General features: G+C 60.5%; 24 protein-coding genes. 21 read left to right on the plus strand and 3 right to left on the minus strand.

Features of this window, described 5'->3' with window-relative positions; all coding sequences use genetic code 11:
* Window positions 1-76: 76 nt before the first annotated feature.
* The 10 genes from ACA060_RS14810 to ACA060_RS14855 all read left to right on the plus strand — a co-directional run bounded on the left by ACA060_RS14810 (window position 77) and on the right by ACA060_RS14855 (window position 11,548).
* Window positions 77-1,435 carry a glutamine synthetase family protein gene (locus ACA060_RS14810; RefSeq protein ID WP_109631634.1) on the plus strand — a complete coding sequence of 453 codons (1,359 nt, stop codon included), beginning with the start codon at window positions 77-79 and terminating at the stop codon, window positions 1,433-1,435.
* Between the two features lie 150 nt (window positions 1,436-1,585).
* Window positions 1,586-2,674, plus strand: coding sequence for a polyamine ABC transporter substrate-binding protein (locus ACA060_RS14815; protein WP_109631637.1), 1,089 nt, complete (start codon window positions 1,586-1,588; stop codon window positions 2,672-2,674).
* Complete coding sequence (locus tag ACA060_RS14820) at window positions 2,671-3,963, plus strand: NAD(P)/FAD-dependent oxidoreductase (protein ID WP_497311581.1); 1,293 nt, start codon at window positions 2,671-2,673, stop codon at window positions 3,961-3,963. Before ACA060_RS14815 ends, ACA060_RS14820 begins: the two co-directional genes overlap by 4 nt.
* Window positions 3,964-4,192: 229 nt before the next feature.
* Window positions 4,193-4,789: a paraquat-inducible protein A gene (locus ACA060_RS14825; protein ID WP_497311582.1), complete on the plus strand. Its 597-nt coding sequence runs from the start codon at window positions 4,193-4,195 to the stop codon at window positions 4,787-4,789.
* Window positions 4,786-5,445 (plus strand): paraquat-inducible protein A, encoded by a 660-nt coding sequence (locus tag ACA060_RS14830; RefSeq protein ID WP_497311583.1) that lies wholly within the window; start codon window positions 4,786-4,788, stop codon window positions 5,443-5,445. The genes ACA060_RS14825 and ACA060_RS14830 overlap by 4 nt, the downstream gene beginning before the upstream one ends.
* Window positions 5,426-7,081, plus strand: coding sequence for a PqiB family protein (locus tag ACA060_RS14835; protein WP_497311584.1), 1,656 nt, complete (start codon window positions 5,426-5,428; stop codon window positions 7,079-7,081). Before ACA060_RS14830 ends, ACA060_RS14835 begins: the two co-directional genes overlap by 20 nt.
* 16 nt (window positions 7,082-7,097) lie before the next feature.
* On the plus strand, window positions 7,098-7,658 hold the full coding sequence (locus ACA060_RS14840) for a PqiC family protein (RefSeq protein WP_497311585.1): 561 nt from the start codon (window positions 7,098-7,100) through the stop codon (window positions 7,656-7,658).
* 207 nt (window positions 7,659-7,865) lie between these two features.
* Window positions 7,866-8,879 carry an iron ABC transporter substrate-binding protein gene (locus tag ACA060_RS14845; RefSeq protein WP_497311586.1) on the plus strand — a complete coding sequence of 338 codons (1,014 nt, stop codon included), beginning with the start codon at window positions 7,866-7,868 and terminating at the stop codon, window positions 8,877-8,879.
* 3 nt (window positions 8,880-8,882) lie between these two features.
* Window positions 8,883-10,481 carry an ABC transporter permease gene (locus ACA060_RS14850; protein ID WP_497311587.1) on the plus strand — a complete coding sequence of 533 codons (1,599 nt, stop codon included), beginning with the start codon at window positions 8,883-8,885 and terminating at the stop codon, window positions 10,479-10,481.
* Window positions 10,478-11,548: an ABC transporter ATP-binding protein gene (locus ACA060_RS14855; RefSeq protein WP_109631662.1), complete on the plus strand. Its 1,071-nt coding sequence runs from the start codon at window positions 10,478-10,480 to the stop codon at window positions 11,546-11,548. Before ACA060_RS14850 ends, ACA060_RS14855 begins: the two co-directional genes overlap by 4 nt.
* Window positions 11,549-11,551: 3 nt before the next feature.
* On the opposite strand, the gene ACA060_RS14860 is transcribed toward ACA060_RS14855, so the two are convergent.
* A complete protein-coding gene (locus ACA060_RS14860) occupies window positions 11,552-12,442 on the minus strand; it encodes a site-specific integrase (protein ID WP_497311588.1) in 891 nt (296 codons plus the stop codon).
* 401 nt (window positions 12,443-12,843) lie between these two features.
* Between ACA060_RS14860 and arnB the strand changes: the two genes are divergently transcribed.
* Genes arnB through ACA060_RS14900 form a run of 8 tightly spaced genes read left to right on the plus strand, consistent with a single transcriptional unit; the run spans window position 12,844 to window position 21,656 of the window.
* On the plus strand, window positions 12,844-13,992 hold the full coding sequence (arnB, locus tag ACA060_RS14865) for a UDP-4-amino-4-deoxy-L-arabinose aminotransferase (protein WP_497311589.1): 1,149 nt from the start codon (window positions 12,844-12,846) through the stop codon (window positions 13,990-13,992).
* Window positions 13,989-15,008, plus strand: coding sequence for an undecaprenyl-phosphate 4-deoxy-4-formamido-L-arabinose transferase (gene arnC / locus ACA060_RS14870; RefSeq protein ID WP_497311590.1), 1,020 nt, complete (start codon window positions 13,989-13,991; stop codon window positions 15,006-15,008). The genes arnB and arnC overlap by 4 nt, the downstream gene beginning before the upstream one ends.
* Entirely contained in the window at window positions 15,005-17,011 is a 2,007-nt protein-coding gene (gene arnA, locus ACA060_RS14875; RefSeq protein ID WP_497311591.1) for a bifunctional UDP-4-amino-4-deoxy-L-arabinose formyltransferase/UDP-glucuronic acid oxidase ArnA, read from the plus strand. The genes arnC and arnA overlap by 4 nt, the downstream gene beginning before the upstream one ends.
* Window positions 17,011-17,895 carry a 4-deoxy-4-formamido-L-arabinose-phosphoundecaprenol deformylase gene (arnD, locus tag ACA060_RS14880; protein ID WP_497311592.1) on the plus strand — a complete coding sequence of 295 codons (885 nt, stop codon included), beginning with the start codon at window positions 17,011-17,013 and terminating at the stop codon, window positions 17,893-17,895. Before arnA ends, arnD begins: the two co-directional genes overlap by 1 nt.
* Window positions 17,892-19,541 carry a lipid IV(A) 4-amino-4-deoxy-L-arabinosyltransferase gene (gene arnT, locus ACA060_RS14885; protein WP_109631675.1) on the plus strand — a complete coding sequence of 550 codons (1,650 nt, stop codon included), beginning with the start codon at window positions 17,892-17,894 and terminating at the stop codon, window positions 19,539-19,541. Before arnD ends, arnT begins: the two co-directional genes overlap by 4 nt.
* The gene (arnE, locus tag ACA060_RS14890; RefSeq protein WP_497311593.1) at window positions 19,538-19,882 is read left to right on the plus strand and encodes a 4-amino-4-deoxy-L-arabinose-phosphoundecaprenol flippase subunit ArnE; all 345 of its coding nucleotides are present in this window, start codon (window positions 19,538-19,540) and stop codon (window positions 19,880-19,882) included. Before arnT ends, arnE begins: the two co-directional genes overlap by 4 nt.
* The gene (arnF, locus tag ACA060_RS14895; protein WP_497311594.1) at window positions 19,879-20,280 is read left to right on the plus strand and encodes a 4-amino-4-deoxy-L-arabinose-phosphoundecaprenol flippase subunit ArnF; all 402 of its coding nucleotides are present in this window, start codon (window positions 19,879-19,881) and stop codon (window positions 20,278-20,280) included. The genes arnE and arnF overlap by 4 nt, the downstream gene beginning before the upstream one ends.
* Complete coding sequence (locus ACA060_RS14900; RefSeq protein ID WP_497311595.1) at window positions 20,277-21,656, plus strand: UDP-glucose dehydrogenase family protein; 1,380 nt, start codon at window positions 20,277-20,279, stop codon at window positions 21,654-21,656. The genes arnF and ACA060_RS14900 overlap by 4 nt, the downstream gene beginning before the upstream one ends.
* A 10-nt stretch (window positions 21,657-21,666) precedes the next feature.
* Here ACA060_RS14900 and ACA060_RS14905 read toward each other — a convergent pair whose 3' ends face one another.
* Complete coding sequence (locus tag ACA060_RS14905) at window positions 21,667-21,822, minus strand: hypothetical protein (RefSeq protein WP_497311596.1); 156 nt, start codon at window positions 21,820-21,822, stop codon at window positions 21,667-21,669.
* On the opposite strand from ACA060_RS14905, the gene ACA060_RS14910 reads away from it, so the two are divergent.
* Window positions 21,821-22,381 (plus strand): GNAT family N-acetyltransferase, encoded by a 561-nt coding sequence (locus tag ACA060_RS14910; RefSeq protein WP_497318252.1) that lies wholly within the window; start codon window positions 21,821-21,823, stop codon window positions 22,379-22,381. The genes ACA060_RS14905 and ACA060_RS14910 overlap by 2 nt on opposite strands.
* Here ACA060_RS14910 and ACA060_RS14915 read toward each other — a convergent pair.
* Window positions 22,332-23,297: a LysR family transcriptional regulator gene (locus tag ACA060_RS14915; protein ID WP_109631689.1), complete on the minus strand. Its 966-nt coding sequence runs from the start codon at window positions 23,295-23,297 to the stop codon at window positions 22,332-22,334. The two genes, ACA060_RS14910 and ACA060_RS14915, sit on opposite strands and share 50 nt — an antisense overlap.
* Before the next feature lie 296 nt (window positions 23,298-23,593).
* Between ACA060_RS14915 and argH the strand changes: the two genes are divergently transcribed.
* Both argH and ACA060_RS14925 read left to right on the plus strand, forming a co-directional pair.
* On the plus strand, window positions 23,594-25,021 hold the full coding sequence (argH, locus tag ACA060_RS14920) for an argininosuccinate lyase (RefSeq protein WP_497311597.1): 1,428 nt from the start codon (window positions 23,594-23,596) through the stop codon (window positions 25,019-25,021).
* 150 nt (window positions 25,022-25,171) lie between these two features.
* A complete protein-coding gene (locus tag ACA060_RS14925; protein WP_497311598.1) occupies window positions 25,172-26,050 on the plus strand; it encodes an amino acid ABC transporter permease in 879 nt (292 codons plus the stop codon).
* The last annotated feature ends 7 nt before the right edge of the window (window positions 26,051-26,057 follow it).

Genomic DNA, 26,057 nt, shown 5'->3' on the forward strand with positions numbered 1-26,057 from the left:
CAACGCGCCTCAGGGGAAGTGTGTGGTGGATGAAACCACCCTCCCCGGCGTTAATAAAACCAATAACGAGGTCTTTATGAATGCCCCTTTCGATCAGCTGTTCACTTGGCTGAAAGATCACAAGATTACCGAAGTCGAGTGTGTCGTCAGCGACCTGACCGGCATTGCACGCGGCAAAATCGCACCCACCAACAAGTTCCTGCATGAGCGAGGCATGCGCCTGCCGGAAAGTGTGTTGTTGCAAACGGTAACCGGGGACTTTGTCGACGACGACATCTACTACGACCTGCTCGACCCGGCCGACATCGACATGGTCTGCAAGCCCGTCGCCGACGCGGTCTACGTGATTCCATGGGCCATCGAGCCGACCGCCATCGTGATCCACGACACCTTCGACAAGTTCGGCAACCCGATCGAACTGTCGCCGCGCAACGTGCTGAAAAAAGTGCTGCAGCTGTACACCGACAAAGGCTGGCGGCCGATTGTCGCCCCGGAGATGGAGTTCTACCTGACCCAACGCTGCGAAGACCCGGATTTGCCACTCAAGGCACCGCTGGGCCGTTCGGGCCGCGCAGAAAGCGGTCGTCAGTCGTTTTCCATCGACGCCGCGAACGAATTCGATCCGCTGTTCGAAGACGTCTACGACTGGTGCGAACTGCAAGGCCTGGACCTCGACACGCTGATCCACGAAGACGGCCCGGCGCAGATGGAAATCAACTTCCGTCACGGCGACGCGCTGGACCTGGCCGACCAGATCACCGTGTTCAAACGCACCATGCGTGAGGCGGCGCTCAAGCACAACGTCGCCGCGACCTTTATGGCCAAGCCGATTGGCGATGAGCCCGGCAGCGCCATGCACATCCACCAGAGTGTGGTCGACATCGCGACCGGGCAGCCGATCTTCGCCAATGCCGACGGCACGATGAGCGAGCTGTTCCTGCATCACATCGGCGGCCTGCAAAAGTACATCCCGAAAGTGCTGCCGATGTTCGCGCCCAACGTCAACTCGTTCCGCCGCTTCCTCCCGGACACCTCGGCACCGGTCAACGTCGAATGGGGCGAAGAAAACCGCACCGTCGGCCTGCGAGTGCCGACCTCGACGCCGGACTCGATGCGCGTGGAAAACCGCTTGCCGGGCGCCGACGCCAACCCGTACCTGGCGATCGCGGCCAGTTTGTTGTGCGGTTATCTGGGCATGGTTGAACGCATCGAACCGAGTGCGGCGGTACAAGGCCGAGCCTACGAGCGCCGCAACCTGCGCCTGCCGATCACCATCGAGGATGCGCTGACGCAGATGGAAGAGAGCGAAACCATCGGCCGGTATCTGGGCGACAAATTCGTGCGCGGTTACGTGGCGGTCAAGCGTGCCGAACACGAGAACTTCAAACGGGTGATCAGCTCCTGGGAGCGTGAATTCCTAATGCTTAGCGTCTGACATTTGCGTTGTCTGTGAAGGCCTCATCGCGAGCAGGCTCGCTCCCACAGGGGAACGCATTCCAAATGTGGGAGCGAGCCTGCTCGCGATGGCGGCCGCCAGGACACCAGAAAAAATGCGGAAGAATCCAATAATTAGAAGAGGTGTCGAATGCGTCTATTGAAATCCATGGTTCCCGCCGCGCTGGCCGTGCTGTTCAGTGCTGTTGCCCAGGCTCAGCCCACCGTCAGCGTCTACAACTGGACCGATTACATCGGCGAAACCACCCTCGCTGACTTCCAGGCCAAATCCGGGATCAAGGTGACCTACGACGTCTTTGATTCCAACGAAACCCTGGAGGGCAAGTTGCTCGCCGGCCGCACCGGGTATGACGTGGTCGTGCCGTCCAACCACTTTCTGGCACGTCAGGTGAAGGCCGGCGCGTTCCTTAAACTGGACCGCGCGCAGTTGCCCAACTTCAAGAACCTCGACCCGAAACTGTTGGCGCTGCTGGAGAAAAACGACCCGGGTAACGAGCATTCCGTGCCGTACCTGTGGGGCACCAACGGCATTGGCTACAACGTCGACAAGGTCAAGCAAGTGCTCGGCATCGACCGCATCGATTCCTGGGCCGTGCTGTTCGAGCCGGAAAATATCAAGAAGCTCAGCCAGTGCGGCGTATCGATGATGGACTCGGCCGATGAAGTGTTCCCGGCGATTCTCAATTACATGGGCATGGACCCGCGCAGCGAGAACCCCGAGGACTTCAAAAAAGCCGAAGCCAAGCTGTTGAGCATCCGGCCGTACATCACCTATTTCCACTCGTCCAAGTACGTGTCGGACCTGGCCAACGGCGACATCTGCGTGGCTTTCGGCTATTCCGGTGACGTGTTCCAGGCCGCGAACCGGGCCAAGGAAGCCAAGAACGGCGTGAACATCGCCTACGCGATCCCGAAGGAAGGCAGTAACTTGTGGTTCGATCTGTTGGCGGTTCCTGCCGATGCCGGCAACCAGAAAGAAGCCCACGCCTTCATCAACTACCTGCTCGATCCGCAAGTGATTGCCAAGGTCAGCGCCTCCGTCGGTTACGCCAACCCGAACCCGGCCGCCAAGCAATACATGGACGCTGAACTGGTGAACAACCCTGAGGTTTACCCGCCCCAGGCAGTCCTCGACAAACTCTACATTTCGACCACCCCGCCCCAGGCGATCATGCGACTGATGACCCGTTCCTGGAGCAAAGTGAAGTCCAACCAATGAATAACGAACACGCACATTCCTATTACACGGCCACCGCCAATGGCCTGACGTCCTACCCCACGCTGGCCTCGGACCTTGCGGCCGATGTCTGCGTGATCGGCGGCGGTTTTACCGGGGTCAATACCGCGATCGAACTGGCTCAACGCGGGCTTTCGGTGATTCTGCTGGAGGGCCGGCGGATCGGCTGGGGCGCCAGCGGACGCAATGGCGGGCAACTGATCCGCGGCATCGGGCATGACGTCAGCGGTTTCACCCGGCATGTCGGTGAGGACGGCGTGCGCTATCTGGAGCGTGCGGGTGTGGAATCGGTTGAACTGGTGGGCAATCGCATCCGTGAACACGGGATTGAGTGCGACCTGCGCTGGGGCTTCTGCGAGCTGGCCAACACCCAGGCGCAGTTCGCGGCGTTCAAGGCGGAGCAGGAAAGTCTGGCCGAATCAGGTTACGCCCATGAAACCCGTCTGGTCGGGCCGGAGCAGATCCGTCAGCAAGTGGTGGATTCAGGTGTGTATGCCGGTGGCCTGATCGACATGGGCTCGGGCCATTTGCACCCGCTCAATCTGGTGCTGGGCGAAGCAAAACTGGCGCACTCCCTTGGCGTGCAGATTTTCGAGCAGAGCCCGGTACTGGAGTTGATCCATGGCAGTACGGTGCAGGTTCGCTGTGCCGGTGGCACGGTGCGCGCCGGCACTCTGGTGCTCGCCTGCAACGCACACCTGGAAGAACTCGAACCGAAACTCAGCGGCAAGGTGCTCCCGGCCGGCAGCTACATCATCGCCACCGAGCCTTTGGCACCTGAGGTCGCCGCGCAGTTGATCCCGCAGAACCTGGCGCTTTGCGACCAGAAAGTCGGTCTGGATTACTACCGGCTCTCGGCGGACCGGCGCCTGCTGTTCGGTGGCGCCTGTCATTATTCCGGGCGCGATCCGGCCGACATCACGGCGTACATGCGCCCGCAGATGCTCAAGGTCTTCCCGCAATTGCGCGATGTGCGTGTCGACTATCAATGGGGCGGCCGGATCGGCATTTCTGCCAATCGTTTTCCGCAGGTTGGCCGCTTGAGTCAGCACCCGAATGTGTTTTATGCCCAGGGTTACTCGGGGCATGGGCTGAACGTCACGCATTGGTGCGCGAAGCTGTTGGGCGAAGCGATTCATGCCGGGCACAGCCGAGGGTTTGATGTGTTCAGCGCTGTGCCGCACATGACCTTTCCCGGTGGGCCGATGCTGCGTTCGCCGCTGCTGGCACTTGGGATGTTGTGGTATCGCCTGCGCGAACTGGTTGGCTGAGTACCTGTGGCGAGGGGGCTTGCCCCCGTTGGAGTGCGAAGCGCTCCCAGATATTTTGACAGTTACCTGAATTTTGGGGCTGCTGCGCAACCCAACGGGGGCAAGCCCCCTCGCCACAGGTCGCCGTCTATCCCAATGAAATGTTTAGGCCTTTCGATTTGCTCAATCGCAAGGCACTTCTATATTGAGGAGGTGCTCTGACTTTCCTGCGTTCTGGCGAGTGCGGCCTATGGCTACGACTGACCCACTGATCATCTGCGAGCACTGCGACTGCGTGTATGAAAAAGTCACGCTCGCCAAACATCAAAAAACCCTGTGCACACGCTGCGGCGGCGTGCTCCAGCGCTATAACGGCCTGACGGTGGAGCAACGCCTGGCGTTGACCTGGACGGCGTTGATGCTGTGGATTTTCGCCAATTTCTACCCGGTCATGAGCATCAGCCTCAAAGGCCTGAAAAACAGCGCAACCCTCTGGGATTCGGTCTTGGCCCTGAGCCTGGGTCCGATCACCTTCATCGCCATGGTGGCCGCGATCTCGATGATCATCGCGCCGATCTTCCAGCTGTTGTTGTTGATCTGGGTGCTGAGCTACGCCCTCGCCTCCCGACGCGCACCCGGCTTTAAATTCTGCATGCGCTGGCTGGAAACCCTGCGGCCCTGGAGCATGCTCGAAGTTTGCCTGTTGGGGGCGATGGTCGCGGTGATCAAACTCGCCGGGCTGCTCGATGTGCTGCCCGGCATCGGTCTGTTCGCTTTGGCCGTGCTAAGCCTGATGATGATCCGCATCGCCGGGCGCGATGTCCGTGATCTGTGGGACACCTTATGACAAGGCCTCCGGTCGCCAGCGAACTCAACCTGTGCCTCTGTCACAGCTGCGGGCTGGCCTGTGACATGACCCATGATCCCCACGAATGCGAGCGCTGCGGCGCGCCGTTGCATCGGCGCAAAACCAACGCGCTGGCCCGGACCTGGGCCTATCTGTTGGCCTCGTTGGTGTTTTACATCCCGGCCAATCTGTTGCCGGTGATGAACACCAAAATGGTCGGCAACGGTGCTGACAGCACGATCATGAGCGGCGTCCTGGATTTCTGGCAGCACGGCGCCTGGGACATCGCCCTGATCATTTTTATCGCCAGCATCGCGGTGCCGGGCATCAAGTTCGGCGCCCTGATGCTGTTGCTGGTCACGGTGCAGCGCGACAGCCTGTGGGCGCGCAAGGAACGCTCGAAGCTTTACCGTTTCGTCGAGGTCATCGGTTACTGGTCCATGCTCGATGTGATCGTGGTGGCCCTGGTGGCCTCACTGGTGAAGTTCCAGGCCCTGGCCGATATCGAACCGCGCCCGGGCATTCTGTTTTTTGGTCTGGTGGTGGTGTTCACCATGCTGTCAGCGATGAGTTTTGATCCGCGCATGATCTGGGATCAGGAGCGCGATCAACACTCACAAAACGAGGAGGACATGGATGAAGTCGCAAGCCACTGACGGGCCGCAAGCCCCTGGGCAGGCCCCCATCAAGACCCGTCGATTCAGCATTTCGATGGTCTGGATCGTGCCAATCGTCGCTGTACTGGTGGGCATTTCCCTGGTCGTCCACAGCATCATGCAGGAAGGCCCGACCATCACCGTCACCTTCAAGACCGGCAACGGCCTCACCGCCAACAAGACCGAGGTCAAATACCGCAACGTGGTGATCGGGCAGGTCTCGGACGTGGAACTGAGCGACGATCAGAAGAGTGTCAACGCCACGATCAAACTCGCCAAAACGGCGGAAAGCTTCACCCGCGAAGACTCGCAATTCTGGGTGGTGCGTCCGCGAATCGGTGCCGGCGGCGTGTCGGGCATCGACACGTTGCTTTCCGGTGACTACATCGGCGCCGACATAGGCCAGGCCAACAACCGCTCGAAAAACTTCACGGGTCTGGAAAATCCGCCACCCATCACCTATGGCGAGCCGGGCAAACGCTTTACCTTGCACACCCAGGACCTCGGGTCGCTGGACATTGGCTCGCCGGTTTACTACCGGAAAATCCCGGTCGGCCAGGTCGTGGCCTACGCCCTGGACCCTGACGGCAAAGGCGTGAACATCGACCTGTTCATTCACTCACCGAATGACGCCTATGTCACCGAAAATACCCGGTTCTGGAACGCCAGCGGCATCGACGTCAGCGTGGGCGCCAATGGCTTTGCAGTGAAGACCGAGTCGTTGTCCTCGCTGTTGGTGGGCGGCATCGCCTTTCGCGCGCCGGAGTACAGCCCCAACGATAAACCGGCGCCGGAAGAGTATGCCTACGAACTGTTTTCCGACCAGCAAACTGCCCTCGCCCCGCCCAGTGGCAAGGGCCAATACTTGAGCCTGCGTTTCGACCAGGCCCTGCGCGGCCTCAAGATCGATGCACCGGTGGAGTTCCTCGGTGTGGAGTTCGGCAAAGTGGTGTCGATCAATCTGGATTTCGATGCGAAAAAGCGCACCTTCCCGGTCAACGTCGGCATCGTGATCTACCCGCAGCGCCTCGGTATGGCCCACACCAAAATGCTACAGGCGCTCAATCATGATCCCAATGATGAAGCTGCGGGTGTGCGGTTGATGGGCACCTTTATCGAGAACGGTCTGCGCGCCCAGGCCCGTAGCGGCAATCTGCTGACCGGCCAGCTGTACATCTCGCTGGATTTCTACCCCAAGGCCGAGAAAGTCGCGTTCGACCCGAGCGTCCGTCCAGTCAGTATTCCCACCGTCCCCGGCAGCCTCGAACAGTTGCAGGAGAAACTGGAAGGCATGGTCGACAAGATCAATCAACTGCCGATCGGGCGGATTGCCGGCAATCTGGACAGCAACCTCGTCGAACTGCGCAAAGGCCTCGCCCAGTTCAACGCCAAGACCTTGCCGGGCGTGCAAACCACCCTGGCCGACGTGAGCAAGACGCTGCAATCGGCCAGTTCGACCCTGGCCGAAGACTCACCGCAGCGGGAACAGTTGACCCAGACCCTGGACGAACTCGGACGCATGTCGCGCTCCTTGCGTGAACTCTCGGATTACCTGGGACGGCATCCGGAATCGCTGATTCGTGGCCGACCCAACAACGCCGCACCGATGGATCTGCAGGCGCCACCGCGCAACTGACCACAGGAGCAACACCATGGCTTTATCGCTGAAAATCACCTTGGTCACCGCGCTGTTACTGCTCACCGCTTGCCGCAGTGATCCAATCCAGTTCCACACCCTGATGCCGACCCAATTGGGAAATCAATCCAGAGGTGGTGCCGCGGAAATTCAGATTGAAGGCATCAGCGTTCCGCCCCAGGTTGATCGTCCGCAGATCGTCATCCGCCAGGGCAACAGCGGCCTGGCCATACTCGAAACCGAATGGTGGGCCGCCAGCCTGGTGGATGAATTGCGCAGCGCCATGGTCGATCAACTGCTCAACACTAACCCTCAGCGCAAACTGTCCGTGCGCCTGGATGTGCAGCGCTTCGACTCAATTCCGGGGCAATACGCATTGATCGACGTCAAATGGCGCCTGCGCAACCTCGGCGAAAGCGATGCCACGCTGCTGACCTGCCGCAGCACCTTGCAGACCCCTTCGGGCCCCAGCATCGATGAATTGGTGGTGGCGCATCAGAACAACGTCAAGCGTCTGGCCGCGGCTATCAGTCAGGCTGCCGGCGGAGCGTCAAGAGGCTGCCCATCCAGTCAATGATGACATCGTTTGATTCAGATCCATCGGGCAAGGGGCCGAGGTGCTGCTAATCTGAATGAAAATGACATGCATTAACGGTTTCTTTGACGTTATTTTCTCATTTTGCTCTCTACATTCCCTGCGACTCACACCCTGCAAACGGTTCGCATCGATTTGCCAGCGAATAGACGTGCATGACTTCCAACAAGAACAGGAGCTGCCGACAGAATGATCCCCCCTATCCCTTCCTTCCTCAAAACAGCCTTGCTGGCCACCACACTGCTCAGCGCCGGACAGGTGTTTGCAGCGGACACCGACGGCATCGTGGTCTACAACGCGCAACACGAAAGCCTGACCAAAGCCTGGGTCGAGGGCTTCACCAAGGAAACCGGTATCAAGGTCACGGTGCGCAACGGCGACGACACCGAGATGGGCAATCAGATCGTGCAGGAAGGCGCCGCCTCCCCGGCTGATGTGTTTCTGACTGAAAACTCCCCGGCCATGGTGCTGGTGGACAATGCGGGGCTGTTTGCACCGGTTGCGCCAACGACGCTGGAGCAAGTCGATGCGGCTTATCGTCCGGCCCACGGCAAATGGGTAGGGATCGCGGCGCGCTCTACGGTGTTTGTCTATAACCCGAGCAAACTGCCTGAAGCGGACTTGCCGAAATCGCTGATGGACCTCGCCACCCCCGCCTGGAAAGGTCGTTGGGGCGCTTCGCCGGCCGGGGCCGATTTCCAGGCCATCGTCGCTGCCGTGCTGGAACTCAAGGGCGAAGCGGCCACACTCGAATGGCTCAAAGGCATGAAAACCAACTTCACCGCCTATCGTGGCAACAGCTCGGTGCTCAAAGCGGTCAACGCCGGGCAGATCGACAGCGGCGTTATCTATCACTATTACAGCTTCGGCGACCAGGCCAAGACCGGCGAGAACAGCAAGAACACCGCCCTGCACTACTTCAAGCACAAGGATCCGGGGGCGTTTGTCAGCATCTCGGGGGGCGGTGTTCTGGCGTCCAGCCAACACAAGGAACAAGCCCAGGCATTGCTGAAGTGGATCACCGCAAAGGAAGGTCAGGAGATTCTCAAGACCGGCAATTCGTTTGAATATGCCGTGGGCAAAAACGCCCAATCCAATCCAAAACTGGTGCCATTGCAGCAGCTCGACGCCCCTGCGGTCGATGCCTCAAAACTCGACAGCAAAAAAGCCGTGGAGCTGATGACTCAGGCGGGACTGCTTTAAGTGATGCCTGAAACCCTGCCAACGGGTATCCCCACGGCGATACCCGACAACTTGCGACGCCGCGCCCGTGGCATCTTCGCCGGTCGCGGGGGCGCGTGGGTGGTCGGTTTGTCGGTGCTGGTGTCGCTGCTGGCATTAATGCCGATTGCCTTCGTCATCGGCGTGTCGATACAAACCGGTTGGGCGACGCTGGTGCCGCTGGTATTCCGGCCACGTGTCGGCGAATTGCTGGTCAACACCGTGTTGCTGGTGGTGATCACCATTCCCCTGTGCGTGGTGCTTGGCCTGGCCCTGGCCTGGCTGACCGAACGCACCAACCTGCCGGGCCGGCGTGGCTGGTCGTTGTTGGCCACCGCGCCGCTGGCTGTGCCGGCGTTCGTTCACAGTTATGCGTGGGTCAGCCTGGTTCCACCGATCCATGGCCTGTTTGCCGGGGTGCTGGTCTCGGTGATCGCCTACTTCCCGTTCCTGTACCTGCCGATCGCAGCGACCTTGCGCCGGCTCGACCCGGCCATCGAAGACGTCGCCGAATCCCTTGGGCTCAAACCCTGGGCAATCTTCTGGCGAGTGGTGATACCGCAACTGCGCCTGGCCATCTGCGGCGGCGCCTTGCTGGTGGGTCTGCACCTGCTGGCCGAATATGGCTTGTACGCAATGATCCGCTTCGACACCTTCACCACGGCGATCTTCGATCAGTTCAAATCCACCTTCAACGGCCCCGCCGCGCACATGCTGGCCAGCGTGCTCGCCCTGTGTTGCCTGCTGATGCTGACCGTCGAATCCGCCGCTCGCGGCACAGCGCGTTACGCCCGGGTCGGTTCCGGCAGCGCCCGTGAGCAGCGGGTTGTACGCCTGGGCGCGCAAGCCACCGTGCTCGGATTGATCCTGCAAGTCACCACCTGCGCACTGGCACTCGGTGTGCCGCTGATCACCCTTGGCAAATGGCTGATCGCCGGCGGCACGCAAGTCTGGGACCTGGCCGAACTGATGCCCGCGCTGGAACAAACCCTGCTTCTGGGGATTTGCGGCGCAATCCTCACCACCGGCGCTGCCATTCCGATTGCCTGGCTGTCGATCCGCTCACCGGGGCGGCTGCAACGATGGCTGGAAGGCTGCAACTACATCACCAGTTCGTTGCCCGGGATCGTCGTGGCCCTGGCCCTGGTCACCATCACCATTCATTTCGCCCGACCGATTTACCAGACCACGGTCATGGTACTGCTGGCGTATCTGCTGATGTTTTTGCCTCGCGCCCTGGTGAGTTTGCGTGCAGGCATTGCGCAGGCGCCGATAGAACTGGAATACATGGCGCGCAGCCTCGGCCGTTCGCCTGCGCGGGCCTTGTGGCTGATTACCCTGCGCCTGGCCGCGCCGGGGGCTGCCGCGGGTGCTGCGCTGGTGTTTCTGGCGATCACCAATGAGCTGACCGCCACCCTGCTGCTCGCCCCCAACGGCACGCGCACCCTGGCCACCGGTTTCTGGGCACTGACCAGCGAAATCGACTACGCCGCCGCGGCGCCCTATGCCCTGCTGATGATTGTGCTGTCGCTTCCGTTGACCGGACTTCTTTATCACCAATCCAAACGAACGGCTGGCCGATGAACGCTCTGGAACTCCACTCGATCTGCAAATGTTACGGTTCTCAGCGAGCGCTGGAGAACGTCAGCCTGTCGGTGCCCAAAGGTAGCCGAACAGTCATTGTCGGCCCCTCAGGTTCCGGCAAAACCACGTTGTTGCGGATGATCGCCGGCTTCGAATTTCCGGACACGGGCAGTATTTCGCTGGATGGCCAGACACTCGTCGACGACACCCACGAGGTCCCGGCCCACCAGCGCCTGATTGGCTATGTCCCCCAGGACGGCGCCCTGTTCCCGCACATGACCGTGGCCGCCAATATCGGTTTCGGGTTGGCGACCAAGGGTGACGCCAAACACCAGCGAGTCGCCGAACTGATGGACAGCGTGGCTCTCGATTCGAGCATGGGCAAACGTTGGCCCCATGAGCTTTCCGGCGGCCAGCAACAGCGTGTGGCACTGGCGCGGGCACTGGCACAGCAGCCGCGCTTGATGTTGCTGGATGAGCCGTTTTCGGCACTCGATACCGGCCTTCGCGGCGCCATGCGCAAAATGGTCGCACGGCTGCTAAGCGACGCCGGCGTCACCACCATTCTGGTGACCCATGATCAGAGCGAAGCATTGTCGTTCGCCGATCAACTGGCGGTGATGCGCGACGGTCGGCTGGTGCAGTCGGGCCATCCGCTGGACCTGTACCGCTATCCCGACGACGAACAGACCGCGCTGTTTCTCGGCGACGCCGTAGTCATGCCCGCCCGGATCGAGGCCGGCTGGGCTCATTGCGATCTGGGCCGAATTCCGGTCAACAACCACCGCAACAACAAATCGGCGCAGATCATGCTGCGCCCCGAGCAGCTGCAATTGGTCAGCATCCAGCCCAGCCCGACCGAAGTCGCCGGGTGCCGCGCCGTGGTGACCGAGCGGGATTTCAGCGGCAACACCTGCACCCTGACCGTGGAGTTGCAGCCTACCGTTGCCGGCGACCCGCACGGTCGATCATTGATGGTGCGCGGTTCCGGCATGTACGCGCCACCCGCTGGCAGTGCGGTTCACGTCTCGACCATCGGCCATGCCCATGTGCTGAGCGAACCGTGAACATCAGAGATCGAAGCGATCCACCGCACGCCGCCGCTCGTTGTCGTCGCGCACGTCGTAGTTGGCCGTTGTCTGGATGTTGCTGTGATGAGCGAGTTTCTGCGCGATCGACAGGTCGTGTTCTTCGATCACCCGGGTAATGAACGAACGCCGAAAATCGTGGGGCATGATTTTCACCCCCACCTGCGCGCCGCGCTGACGGGCGATGTAATAGATCGCGTGCTTGGTGATGCGCTCGCGGGTGATGTGGCTGCCACGACGGATGCGGTTGAACAGAAACGGGTCGTCCACCTCGCCTTCCTTGAGGTGCGAACGGCGCAGTTCCAGCCAGGCTTGCAGCTTTTCAAAAGCCCAGGCCGGGGCGTATTTGATCAACTGTTTGTTGCCCTTGGCGGTGACCTGCAAGCTGCGCTCGCTGAAATCCACCTGTGACAGGTCCAGGTTCACCGACTCGGATTTACGCATCCCCGAGCCATACAAAATCCCGATGATCGCTGCGTCTCTCAACCCTTGAGGACGCGGGTCAGCGGCACACACCGCCATCATTTCCTGAATCAGCGAGCGCCGCAGGTTGCGGCCCTGGGACAACCGAGTGCCGGCAATCCCCTTTACCGTACGCATTTTCAGCAGGTGTTCCTGGCTGATCAGGCTCATGCGCCACGCTTCGTTCATCACCCCGCGCACCGCGTTGACGTACAGCGAAGAGGTGTTCGGCGCGTACCCGTCTTCGCGCAACGCCGCGACCAGCGCAATCACGTTGTCGGGTTGGAGTTGATGCCAGGGAATCTCCTCGACGTTCAAGTCTTCGAAACCCAAACGGTCGGCTGCATCCTGCAAAACGTAACGCATGGTCAGCTGACTGGAGGGCGCCAGTCGGGCCAGGTAGACGGTCATTGGGTTGGTCTTTGAAGCAATAGGATCAGTATTAGCTAAGTCAATCAAACGAAACGGCCTTGAGTGGAAACAATTCAGTAAAGACAACTAAGGATTGAAACATTGTTCATATAAAGGGGACACTTCTGTAGGACCATTCTTCTAAAAATCGCGATAAACGGCAGAAGCCTGAACAGTGGCTGTATGACTTTCAGATAAACGATTCGAAGACCGTTTTTTCATGTTCCTTTTACAAAATCGGGCATAACCTTCAATCAGCCCGACGAACCCTTGTGGGGCGTCACGCTGCCGGTCGCGGTCCGGAAAGTCAATTGATGGCTTCCTGCTCCGGTGGTCAAACCCTTGAAAACACGCATCTTTCGGCGATTTCGCTGAAGGGCGTCGTTCGCCCGGAGATTCTTATGAATGAGGCGTTTCTGCCCTTCTCCCGCCCCACTATCGGCGAAGAAGAAATCGCTGCTGTAGAGCAAGTACTGCGTTCCGGCTGGATCACTACCGGGCCGAAAACCCAGCAACTGGAAGAGCAATTCGCCCACTATGTCGGCTGCCGTCATGCCGTTGCACTTTCTTCGGCTACAGGCGGCATGCACATCGCATTATTGGCCTTGGGCATCGGTGCGGGCGACGAAGTCATTACGCCGTCCCAGACATGGGTGTCTACCGCCAACATGATTTGCCTGCTGGGTGCCAAACCGGTGTTCGTCGACGTTGACCGCGACACGCTGATGAGTGACCTGGCCAGCATTGAAGCGGCGATCACGCCGCGCACCCGGGCCATCATTCCGGTGCATTACGCCGGTGCCGCCTTCGACCTTGATCCGCTTTACGCCTTGGCCGACAGACACGGCATCCCCGTCATCGAGGACGCCGCCCATGCGGCAGGCACCTTCTATAAAGGTCGGCATGTCGGCGCGCAAGGCACGGCGATCTTTTCGTTCCACGCGATCAAGAACATGACCTGCGCCGAGGGCGCGATGTTCGTCAGCGACGATACCGCGCTGGCCAACCGGGTACGCATGCTCAAGTTTCATGGTCTGGGTGTGGATGCTTACGACCGGCTGACCCATGGCCGTAGACCTCAGGCACAGGTGATGGAACCGGGTTTCAAATACAACCTGGCCGACATCAATGCCGCCATTGCCCTGGTGCAGCTGGAACGTCTGGACGCGATCAACGCCAAGCGCACCGAGCTGGCGCGTACCTACCTGCAACGCCTCGAAGGTTCACCGGTGCAACCGCTGGCCATTCCGACGTACCCGCAGCGGCACGCTTGGCACCTGTTCATCCTGCGCATCGATGCCGAGCGCTGCGGACTGGATCGCGATGCCTTCATGAAGTCCTTGCAGGAACAGAACATCGGCACCGGCATTCATTTCATCGCTACGCATCTGCACACCTGGTACCGCCAGCGTTTTCCTGACATTTACCTGCCCAACACTGAATGGAACTCGGCGCGCCTGTGCTCGATCCCGTTGTTCCCCGACATGACCACCGATGACGTCAATCGAGTCGTCGATGCCATTGAACACACCCTGGACGCCAGCCTGTGAAACCCTATCCGATCCGTTGCGTGTCGATCGTCATCCCGGTCTACAACGAACAAGACAGCCTGCCCGAATTACTGCGGCGCACCGAAGCGGCGTGCCAGCAGCTGCACCATGACTATGAAATCGTGCTGGTCGATGACGGCAGCCGCGACAACTCCGCGCAAATCCTCGAGGACGCAGCCAATCGCGAGTGCAGCCCGGTGGTGGCGGTCATTCTCAACCGCAATTACGGCCAGCACGCGGCAATCATGGCCGGGTTCGAGCAGTGCAAAGGCGACGTGGTGATCACCCTCGACGCCGACCTGCAAAACCCACCGGAAGAAATCCCTCGCCTGGTGGCGCAGGCCGAGCTGGGCTATGACGTGGTCGCCACGGTGCGCAACAACCGTCAGGACTCGGCCCTGCGCCGCTGGCCGTCGAGGCTGATAAACCTCGCCGTGCAGCGCTCAACCGGCGTCGCCATGAGCGATTACGGCTGCATGCTCCGCGCCTACCGCCGCAGCATCGTCGACGCGATGCTCGCCTGCCGCGAACGCAGCACCTTCATCCCGATCCTGGCTAACAGTTTCGCCCGGCACACCACGGAAATCCTGGTGATGCACGCCGAGCGCGAACACGGCGAATCCAAGTACAGCCCCATGCGCCTGGTCAACCTGATGTTCGACTTGATCACCTGCATGACCACCACACCGCTGCGCCTGCTGAGCATCGTCGGTTTCGCCATGGCCGGATTGGGCGTGGCGTTCGCCACCGCGCTGATCATCCTGCGCCTGGTGTTCGGCGCCGAATGGGCCGGCGACGGCACCTTCGTGTTGTTCGCCGTGCTGTTCGTGTTCACCGGCGGGCAATTCATCGGCATGGGCCTGTTGGGCGAATACCTGGGCCGCATGTACAGCGACGTCCGCGCCCGCCCCCGGTTTTTCGTCGAGAAGGTCCTGCGTAGCCAACCCGCCCCCCCGGCGTCGGTTCTCACCTTTGACGGCCTCACTTCCACTTCTTCCGATCAGGTTCTCTCATGAGCGCAAAAGCTATTGTCTTCGCCTATCACGATATCGGCTGTGCCGGCATCGAAACCCTGCTCGACTCGGGCTTCGACATCGCTGCGGTGTTTACCCACGCCGATGATCCGAAGGAAAACGCCTTTTACGCCTCCGTTGCGCAGTTGTGCGCGCGCAAGGGCATCCCGATTCACGCCCCGGAAGATGCCAATCACCCGCTGTGGATCGAGCGCATCAGCCAGCTCAATCCCGACTACCTGTTCTCGTTCTACTACCGCCACCTGCTGAGCGAACCGCTGTTGGCCACGGCGCGCAAAGGTGCATTCAACCTGCACGGTTCGTTGCTGCCGCGCTACCGCGGTCGCGCGCCGGCCAATTGGGTGCTGGTCAACGGTGAAACCGAAACCGGCGTGACCCTGCACCGTATGGTCAAACGTGCCGACGCCGGCGCGATCATCGCTCAGCAACGGGTGGCCATTGAACGCAGCGACACGGCGCTGAGCCTGCACGGCAAATTGCGCGTGGCCGCCATCGACCTGCTGCGCGATGCCTTGCCGGCGTTGCTCGCGGGTCAAATCAGCGAAACCGCGCAGGACGAATCCCAAGCCACGGTGTTCGGTCGTCGCACCGCGGCCGATGGCAAACTGGTCTGGCAAAAACCGGCCGAAGAACTGTTCAACCTCGTTCGCGCCGTCACCCAGCCTTACCCGGGCGCATTTTGCGCCGTGGGTGAGCACAAGCTGATTGTCTGGAGCGCAAAAGTCGCCAAGGGCAATGAAGGCCTGGCGCCGGGGCGGGTTATCAGCGTCAATCCGTTGCGCATTGCCTGTGGCGAAGACTCTTTGGTGATCAGCGCCGGCCAGCGCAACGACAACGGCTTTTACCTGAGCGGGCCGCAACTGGCCAACGAACTGGGGCTGGTCGAGGGTTCGGTGTTGCGTGGTGCCGAGTCTGGCCGCGCGCCGCGTCGCACTCGGGTGCTGATCCTTGGCGTCAACGGGTTCATCGGCAATCACTTGTCCGAGCGTCTGCTGCGTGACGACAAATACGAGGTGTACGGCCTCGACATCGGTTCCGATGCCATCGACCGCTTGCGCAGCCATCCGCGTTTTCACTTCGTCGAAGGCGATATCAGCATTCATTCCGAGTGGATCGAATACCACATCAAAAAGTGTGACGTGATCCTGCCGCTGGTGGCGATTGCCACGCCGATCGAATACACCCGCAACCCGCTGCGGGTGTTCGAACTGGACTTCGAGGAAAACCTGAAACTGGTGCGCTACTGCGTCAAATACAACAAGCGCGTGATTTTCCCTTCCACCTCCGAAGTCTATGGCATGTGCCAGGACCAGAACTTCGACGAAGACAGCTCCAACCTCGTCGTCGGCCCGATCAACAAGCAGCGCTGGATCTATTCGATCTCCAAGCAATTGCTCGACCGGGTGATCTGGGCCTACGGCCAGAAAGGCCTCAACTTCACGCTGTTCCGGCCTTTCAACTGGATGGGCCCGCGTCTTGACCGTCTGGATTCGGCGCGGATCGGCAGCTCCCGGGCCATCACTCAATTGATCCTCAACCTGGTGGAAGGTACGCCGATTCGCCTGTTCGACGGTGGCGAGCAGAAACGCTGCTTTACTGACATCGCCGACGGCGTCGAAGCGCTGGCCCGGATCATCGACAACGAAAACGATGCCTGCAATGGTCAGATCATCAACATCGGCAACCCCGACAACGAGGCCAGCATCCGCCAGTTGGGCGAAGAGCTGTTGCGTCAATTCGAAGCGCACCCGTTGCGTGGCAACTTCCCGCCGTTCGCCGGTTTCCGCGACGTGGAAAGCAAGGCTTTCTACGGCACCGGCTATCAGGACGTGTCCCATCGCAAACCGAGCATCGTCAACGCCAAGCGCCTGCTGGACTGGACGCCAACGGTGGAGATGAGCGAGACCATCGGCAACACGCTGGATTTCTTCTTGCGCGAGGCCATGTTCGAGCAAGCGGAGCGCTCTTCAAAAGAGGCATGCTGATGCAGGCAGGCCTTCGAATCGATGTCGACACTTACCGAGGCACCCGTGAGGGCGTGCCGCGGCTGCTGGACATCCTCGATGAAGCGCAGGTCAAGGCGACGTTTTTCTTCAGCGTCGGGCCGGACAACATGGGGCGCCATCTGTGGCGCCTGATCCGCCCGCAATTCCTCTGGAAAATGCTCCGGTCCAACGCCGCCAGCCTGTATGGCTGGGACATTCTGCTGGCCGGCACCGCCTGGCCAGGCAAACCGATCGGCCGCGACCTCGGGCACCTGATGCGTCAGGCCCGGGATGCCGGCCATGAAGTCGGCCTGCACGCCTGGGATCACCATGGCTGGCAAGCCAATGCCGGGCACTGGAGCGACGCGCAATTGATCGAACAGATCCGCCAGGGCGTGGACAGCCTCAGCGATATCCTCGGGCAAAAAATCGAGTGCTCGGCGTCTGCCGGCTGGCGCGCGGACAAGCGTGTGATCGAAGCCAAGCAAGCCTTCGGTTTTCGCTACAACAGCGATTGTCGTGGCCAATGCCTGTTCCGGCCGACGCTGGCTGGGGGTGGATTGGGAACGCCGCAGATTCCGGTGGACCTGCCGACCTTCGATGAAGTGGTGGGCCCGACCGTCGCAGCCAAGGACTTCAACAGTTTCACTCTCGATCGATTCACCCCCGAAAAACTCAACGTCTATACGGTTCATGCCGAAGTAGAAGGGATTCTGATGGCCAACGATTTCCGCCGACTGCTGGCCGATGCGCGCCTGCGTGGCATCGGCTTCAAACCTTTGGGCGATTTGCTGCCCGAAGCCCTCGACACCTTGCCAACAGGCCGTGTCGTGCGCGGCACGCTCGAAGGCCGGGAAGGCTGGCTGGGAGTGCAAGGCGTATGAGTCAACGCTGGGCACTGCCGCTGCTGCTGGGGATTTTTCTGTTGGCGTATCTGCTGCCATTGAGCAGCCATGGCTTGTGGATCCCCGACGAAACCCGCTACGCGCAAATCAGCCAGGGCATGCTCCTGAGCGGCGACTGGGTGTCGTCGCATTTCATGAACGTGCGTTATTTCGAAAAACCGGCAGCCGGTTACTGGATGATCGCCGCCAGTCAGGCGCTATTTGGTCAGAACCTGTTTGGGGTGCGCTTTGCCTCGGCCCTAAGCACTGGCCTTAGCGTGATGCTGTGTTTCCTGATCGCCAGCCGACTGTGGAACGAACCGCGCAAGAGCTTTGCCTGCGCGCTGCTGTACATGAGTTTCACCGTCATTGCTGGTGCTGCGGGCTACGCCAACCTCGATCCGCAATTCACTTTTTGGGTCAATCTGAGCCTGGTCGCTTTGTGGTTTGCGCTGGACAGTGTCCGCCGTGGCCCGCGCCTGATCGGCTGGGCGGTGCTGGGACTGGCGTGCGGCATGGGTTTCCTGACCAAGGGTTTCCTGGCCTGGTTGCTGCCGGTGCTGATCGCCCTGCCCTTCATGATTTGGCAAAAACGCTGGCGTGAGCTGCTGGTCTACGGTTCGCTGGCGGTTGTCGTGGCTATCGCGGTGAGTCTGCCGTGGGCGCTGGCGGTTCACGCCCGGGAGCCCGATTACTGGCGGTTCTTCTTCTGGCACGAACACATCCGTCGCTTCGCTGGCGACGATGCCCAGCATGATGCGCCGTGGTGGTTTTATCTGCCGTTGCTGGTCGCCTTCAGTTTGCCGTGGGTGGGTTTATTGCCTCCCGCTTTGAAGCAGGCATGGCACACGCGCGCGCAGGCCCCCATCGGGTTCCTGTTGTTGTGGTTGCTGATGCCGCTGCTGTTTTTCAGCCTCAGCAACGGCAAGTTGCCGAGTTACATCCTGCCGTGCCTGCTGCCACTGGCGTTGTTGCTGGGCCACACGCTCGCCGACCGCTTGAAGCTGGAACAGGGCCGGGCCCTTGGGATCAACGGCTTGCTGAACCTGCTGTTGGGCCTGACCACCCTGTTCATCCTGATCTATCTGCAACTGCAAAAGCCGATTTACGACCATGAACTGCACAACCTCGTGCTGGTGTTCATCGGCCTGATCGGCTGGATCATGGCCAACCTGCTGCAAGCCTTCAGACCCCTGCAATGTTGGGCGGCGCCGGCGTTCGGCAGCCTGCTGCTGATCGGGCTGCTGCCCGCCGGGCTGCCCGATACGGTAGTGGCCAACAAGATGCCCGACCAATTCATCCGCGAACATGCCCGGGAACTCGGGCAGACCGACCGCCTGCTGAGCAACGATCTCGGCGCTGCGGCCGCCCTGGCCTGGCGCCTGAAACGCCCGGACGTGGCGTTGTACAACACGATAGGCGAACTGAAATATGGCCTTGCTTATCCTGACTCGGTGCAGCAGCGCGTCGATCCCGATCAGGTTCAGCAATGGATGCGCAACGCCCGGCAGAGCGGCTCGGTCGGCGTGGTGATGCGGGTCAAGGGTGAGGACGAGCTGCAAGAAATCGAACGCCTGCCCAAGGATGGCAAACGCTATGAACAAGGCAATCTGGTGATTCTGATCTTTCCTCAGGGTGCGTCATGAGCCTGCTCCTGCTGTTGGCCGCGTGCCTGCTGACCTGCCTGGGCCAGATCGCCCAGAAGTTCGCCGTCGAGAGCTGGCGCGCGAAGCCGTCGGCCTGGGGCGAGAAACTGCGTTCGCCGTGGTTGTGGCTGGCACTCGCAGCGCTGGGTGCAGGCTTGCTGGTCTGGCTGCTGGTGTTGCAGCGCCTTGAAGTCGGCATTGCTTATCCGATGCTGAGCCTGAATTTCGTACTGATCACCCTGATCGCCCGCTTTGTCTTTCACGAACCCATCGACCGTCAGCACTGGCTGGGCGTGGTGCTGGTGATTGGCGGCGTGATGCTGCTGGGGCAACACGCATGAGCCTGCGTCGCGGAATCACCTTCGCCATGGGCAGCGTACTGCTCGGCAGCGCGGCGCAGTTGGGCATGCGCTGGAGCATGACGCGCCTGCCATCGCCAGAACATTTACTGACTTCCAGCATCGATCCGACGGCAGTCGCCGTGGTGCTGGGCGCGATCCTGGCCTACGCCCTTTCAATGCTCTGCTGGCTGGCCGCCCTGCGCGATGTGCCGCTGGGCCGGGCCTATTCGCTGCTGAGCATCAGCTACGCGCTGGTGTATCTGTTGGCGGCCAGCCTGCCGCTGTTCAACGAAACGTTCAGCCTTTCAAAAAGCCTCGGGGTGGTCCTGGTCATGCTCGGGGTCATCACCATCAACACCCATCCAGCTCGCGCGCCCGAACTCAGGAGTGGCTCATGAAAATCAGTGTATTTGGTAGCGGTTACGTTGGCCTGGTGCAAGCCGCCGTCCTGGCGGAAGTCGGCCACGACGTGGTCTGCATGGACATTGACGAGAAAAAAGTCGAGTTGCTGCAACAGGGCCACGTGAGCATTTTCGAACCGGGTCTGGCCAGTCTGGTGCGTGAAAGCCTGGAAGCCAGGCGGCTGCAGTTCACCACCGACGAAAAACTCGCAGTGCAGCATGGTCAGGTGTTGTTTATCGCCGTCGGTACGCCGTCCCGGGACGATGGCTCGGCGGACCTGCGTTACGTGTTGTCAGTGGGTGAAGCGGTAGCGCGGCACCGTGAGCAGCCGGTGATTCTGGTGGAGAAATCCACGGTGCCGGTAGGCACGGGCGACACCTTGCGCGCGCATATCGACAAGTGCCTGATCAAGGTCGGCCGCTTGCTGCAGTTCGATATCGTCTCCAACCCCGAGTTTCTCAAGGAAGGCTCGGCCGTGGCGGACTGCCGGCGCCCGGACCGGATCGTCATTGGCTGCGAAAGTGATGAGGTGCGCGACGTGATGCGTGACCTCTACGCGCCGTTCAACCGCAACCACGACCGCATCATGTTTATGGACCTGCGCAGCGCCGAGCTGACCAAGTACGCGGCCAACTGCATGCTGGCGACCAAGATCAGCTTCATCAACCAGATCGCCGAACTGGCCGAACACTTGGGTGCAGACATCGAATCGGTGCGCCTGGGTATCGGCGCCGACTCGCGCATCGGCTACCACTTCATCTACCCCGGCTGCGGTTATGGCGGCTCGTGTTTCCCCAAGGACATGCGCGCATTGATCCACAGCGCCGAAGAGGCGCACTGCTCCAGCGATCTGCTGCAAGCGGTGGAAGCGATCAACCAGCGGCAGAAGCACAAGCTGTTTGAGCGCATCAATGCATTCTACAAGGGCGATTTGCGCGGCAAGACGTTCGCAGTTTGGGGGCTGGCCTTCAAACCCAACACCGACGACATGCGCGATGCGCCGAGCCGGGTGCTGCTGGAATCGCTGTGGGCCGCCGGCGCCAGCGTGCGGGCGTTCGACCCGGAAGCCATGCAGGAAACCCAGCATCTGTATCCCGACGAGTCGAAGTTGATGCTGATGGGCACTCCGGAATCGGTATTGGCCGGCGCCGATGCGTTGATCATTTGCACAGAATGGCAGCAGTTCAAGGCCCCGGATTTCAATCTGATCCAGCAGCGGCTGAATGCGCCGGTGATCTTCGACGGACGCAATCTGTACGACGCTGAACGCCTGGCGCGCAATGGTTTTCTGTACTTCCCGATGGGGCGTGGTGAGTCGCGCAAGTTGCCGATTCCGCATCAGCAATGGCCGGCGGCTCAGGTGGTTGCTTGATCGCGTTGTGCTAGCCCCGTAGCACCGCGAGGCTGCGTTCGGCGACGCAGTCGTCGTAAAACCTGCGCATGCGGTTCACCTGATAAACCGCGGTGCCTGACTTCACGACTGCTTCGCAGCCGAACGCAGCCTCGCGTTGCTCGGCAGCTGCTACAGTGCCGCGCATGAATTTTATTGTCCGCCGTGCCCACTTTGACGACGCCGCCACCCTCCCCGCCATCGAGCGTTCGGCGGCGGAGCTGTTTCGCTGTGACCCTTCACTGGCCTGGCTCGCCGATGCTCCGGTGCCTAATGCCGTACACCATCAACAGGCAATCGAGCAGGAAGATGTTTGGGTGGCAGAATCCGCCGATGGCGCACTGATGGGATTTGTCAGTGCGGTTGAAATCGACAACGAACTGCATATCCAGGAACTGTCCGTCAGCCAACTCTTTCAAGGCCGCGGCGTTGGACGAAAGTTGCTGTTAGCGACCATTGAATGCGCCCGGGATCGAGAACTACACGGTCTGACCCTGACCACGTTTCGCGATGTGCCATGGAATCAGCCGTTTTATCAGCGCATGGGCTTTGAAACATTGAGCCCGGCACAACTGAGCCCACGTTTAACAGCAGTATTGAACAACGAAGTGGCCCACGGTTTACCCGGCGAACGCCGTTGTGCGATGCATTTGAACCTTAGACCGGCGCCTTCAGATCCACACCCAACGCCCGCGCAAACGCCTTGACCAGCGGACTGCGCACGGTGTTGTGCCGCAGGATCAGATTGAACGGCGTGACGATGCTGATCAGGTCCGGGCGCACCGCGCGAAATTGCCCCTGAGCCACCATCGATGCGGCGTAATGCTGCGGCAGAAAGCCCAGGAAGCGCCCGGTCTTGATCAACAATGCCACGGCTTCCACCTGGGTCGCCGACGCGGAAAAACTGTCGTAGTGGGCAAAATTCAGTTTGTCGCGATGGATCGCGTAGCGATGGTTGATGAACTCGTAATCCTTGAGCATATGGCTGCCGATTTCGGCGTCCGGCACCGAGAACAAGGGATGGCCGACCGCGCAGTAAACCTCCGAGCGTTCTTCATAGAGCGCGTAGTAATCAAACTCTTCACGCTTCTGATAAACCGGGACGATTCCCGCCACTAACCGCCCCTCGACCACGCCTCTTTCAACTTCATCCAGTTGCGACGCCTGAAGTTGAAACCTTACTTTAGGCGACTCTTCATTCATCCTTCTAAGTGCAGTAACTAACGGCGAATGAGCATCAGAGATTGTATTGTCAATAACCCCCACACCCAGATCACCGACAAGTTCATTCTGCGCTGAACTAAGCCGATCACGAAAGTTGTCGACCGAGGCAAACAAGTCGATGGACGCCTGATACACCAGGCTGCCTTCTTCGGTCAGGTGAAAACCTTCCCGGCCTCGGGTGCACAGGCGCATGCCGATGCGGATTTCAAGGTCGGAGATCTGTTTGCTGATGGCCGCCAGCCCCACATTCAGCTCGTTCTGGGCCGCACTGAAACCGCCGGCCTCGACCACGGCCTTGAACACTTTGAGCAGTTTGAAATCCAGCCCACTGAGGGTCAGCGGCGCGCGATGCGACGTTTTCAGCGGCGGGTTTCCGGAATTGGAAAGTGGGGTTTCCATAATGCTTATTTACCTCTGGCGCCCTATTCAACACTCTGTGTCCAACAACAAAAACAGTGCTGGTAAATAATAATGACCACAGAAAACCAGGCTTGGCAACCGCTAATAATCCCCGTACTTCAGTGCCAACTCACTGATTCCGAACTATTAAAAGCTGACACTTCGATCAGCTCTCGCAACGATGCAACTGCCCTCTTGAAACCTGCTTTGGCCTAACCACGCCCGAATAATTTCCGGCGAGTGTTCAAGGCCTTGCACACCGAATTCAGTTCGCTTTACCGACGAGGAAAACAACAATGTCTCAAACCACCGACCGTCTCTGGGGTGCGCGCTTCAAAAGCGGCCCGTCCGAAGCCCTGGCGGCCTTGTCCCGTTGCCCTGAGCGCTACTTTCGCCTCACCCCGTATGACCTCGCCGGTTCCAAAGCGCATGCCCGTGAATTGCAACGCGCCGGACTGTTGAGCGAGCAGGAAACCCTGACCATGCTCGATGCGCTGCAGCGCATTGGCGATGACTTCCGCGCTGGCAGCATCGCGCCGACCCTGGATGACGAAGACGTCCACACCTTCATCGAGCGCCTGCTGACCGAACGCCTCGGCGCCCTCGGTGGCAAGCTGCGCGCCGGGCGTTCCCGTAACGACCAGACCGCCAACGACCTGCGTCTGTTCCTGCGCGATCACGTGCGCACCCTGGCCGTTGAAGTGCTGGCCTTGCAGCAAGCGTTGGTGGATCAGGCCGAGCAACACATCGAGAGCATCTGCCCGGGCTTCACTCACCTGCAACAGGCCCAGCCGATCGTCTTCGCCCACCATTTGTTGGCCCACGCGCAATCGATGCTGCGTGACGTGCAACGCTTGGTGGACTGGGACAATCGCACTTCGCTGTCACCACTCGGTGCAGCGGCCATGGCCGGTTCCGCCATCGCGCGCCTGCCACAGCAGTCGGCCAAGGAAATGGGCTACAGCGGCGTCTGCGAAAACTCCATCGATGCGGTGGCCAGCCGCGATCACGTCGCCGAGTTCCTGTTTATCGCCAGCATGCTCGGGATCAACATCTCCCGCCTCGCCGAAGAATTCTGCCTGTGGTCGTCGCGGCAATTTCGCTGGGTCGCGCTGGACGATGCCTACGCCACCGGCAGCTCGATCATGCCGCAGAAGAAGAACCCGGACATTGCCGAACTGGCCCGGGGCAAGGCTGGCCGGTTGATCGGCAATCTCACCGGTTTGCTGTCGACGTTGAAATCCCTGCCGCTGTCGTACAACCGCGACTTGAGCGAAGACAAGAACGGCGTGCTCGACAGCGTCGACACCCTGTTGCTGGTGCTGCCAGCCATGGCCGGAATGGTTGCGACCATGAAGGTCAACGTCGAAGAACTGCGTCGTCAAGCGCCACTGGGCTTCACCCTCGCCACTGAAGTTGCTGACTGGCTGGCGGTGCGCGGCGTGCCGTTCAAGGAAGCGCATGAAATCACTGGTGCGCTGGTCCAGGCCTGCGAGAAACACGATATCGAACTGTGGGAGGCCTCCCCGGCGCTGCTGGCCGAGATCGACCCGCGCCTCAAACCGGAAGTGCGCGACAGCCTGACCCTCGAAGCCGCCATCGCTGCGCGCAGTGGCTGGGGCGGCACCGCGCCGCAGCAGGTGCGCGAGCAGATCGGGCGCTTGAAAACCGCCCTTGCCGCGCAGCACGAGTGGACCGAGAACTATCAGGGGTTCCGCCTCTAAGGCAAAACACAAAAACCTGTGGGAGCGGGCTTGCCCGCGATTGCGGTGGGTCAGCCAACATGAATGTTGAATGTAATACCGCCATCGCGGGCAAGCCCGCTCCCACAGGGATCAAGTTGGACCTGTGATACCAGTGTACGGAGAACAAACATGAGCCAGACTCAGGCAGAACGACTCCAGCGGGAGCGAAAACTGGCGGAAAACCAGTTCGACATCACCCAGTACCACCACGTCCCCCGGCGTTACTACGGGCGGATTTTCTTCGCCACCGTGATCGTCATTGCGATTCTCGGGCTGGTGCGGGCCTTCGCCGAAGGCAAGATCGAATGGTCGTACATCGGCCAGTTCCTCACCTCGCAAGCGATCATGTGGGGTTTGCTCAACACCATCGTCATGGCGGTGCTGGCAATGGCGCTGGGCATCGTCTTCGGGGTCATCACGGCGATCATGCGCATGTCGGCCAACCCGATCCTGCGCTACGTGGCGGTGACCTACACCTGGCTGTTTCGCGGCACGCCGCTGATCCTGCAACTGCTGTTGTGGTTCAACCTGGCGCTGATTTTCCCCACCATCGGCATCCCCGGTGTGTTCGAAATGGACACCGTGAGCCTGATGACGCCGTTCGTGGCCGCCCTGCTCGGCTTGAGCATCAACCAGGGCGCCTACACCGCCGAAGTGGTGCGTGCCGGCCTGTTGTCGGTGGACACCGGCCAGTACGAAGCCGCCAAGTCGATCGGCATGCCACGCCTGCAAGCGTTGCGCCGGATCATCCTGCCGCAAGCCATGCGCGTGATCATTCCACCGGTCGGCAACGAGTTCATCGGCATGGTGAAAATGACCTCGCTGGCGAGCGTCATCCAGTACTCCGAACTGCTCTACAACGCCCAGAACATCTACTACGCCAACGCCCGCGTGATGGAGCTGCTGATCGTCGCCGGTATCTGGTACCTGGCCACCGTCACCGTGCTGTCCTTCGGTCAAAGCCGTCTGGAGCGTCGTTTCGCTCGCGGCGCCGGCAAGCGTTCTTGAGGAGTCG

This window comes from Pseudomonas sp. LBUM1671, from assembly GCF_059695685.1.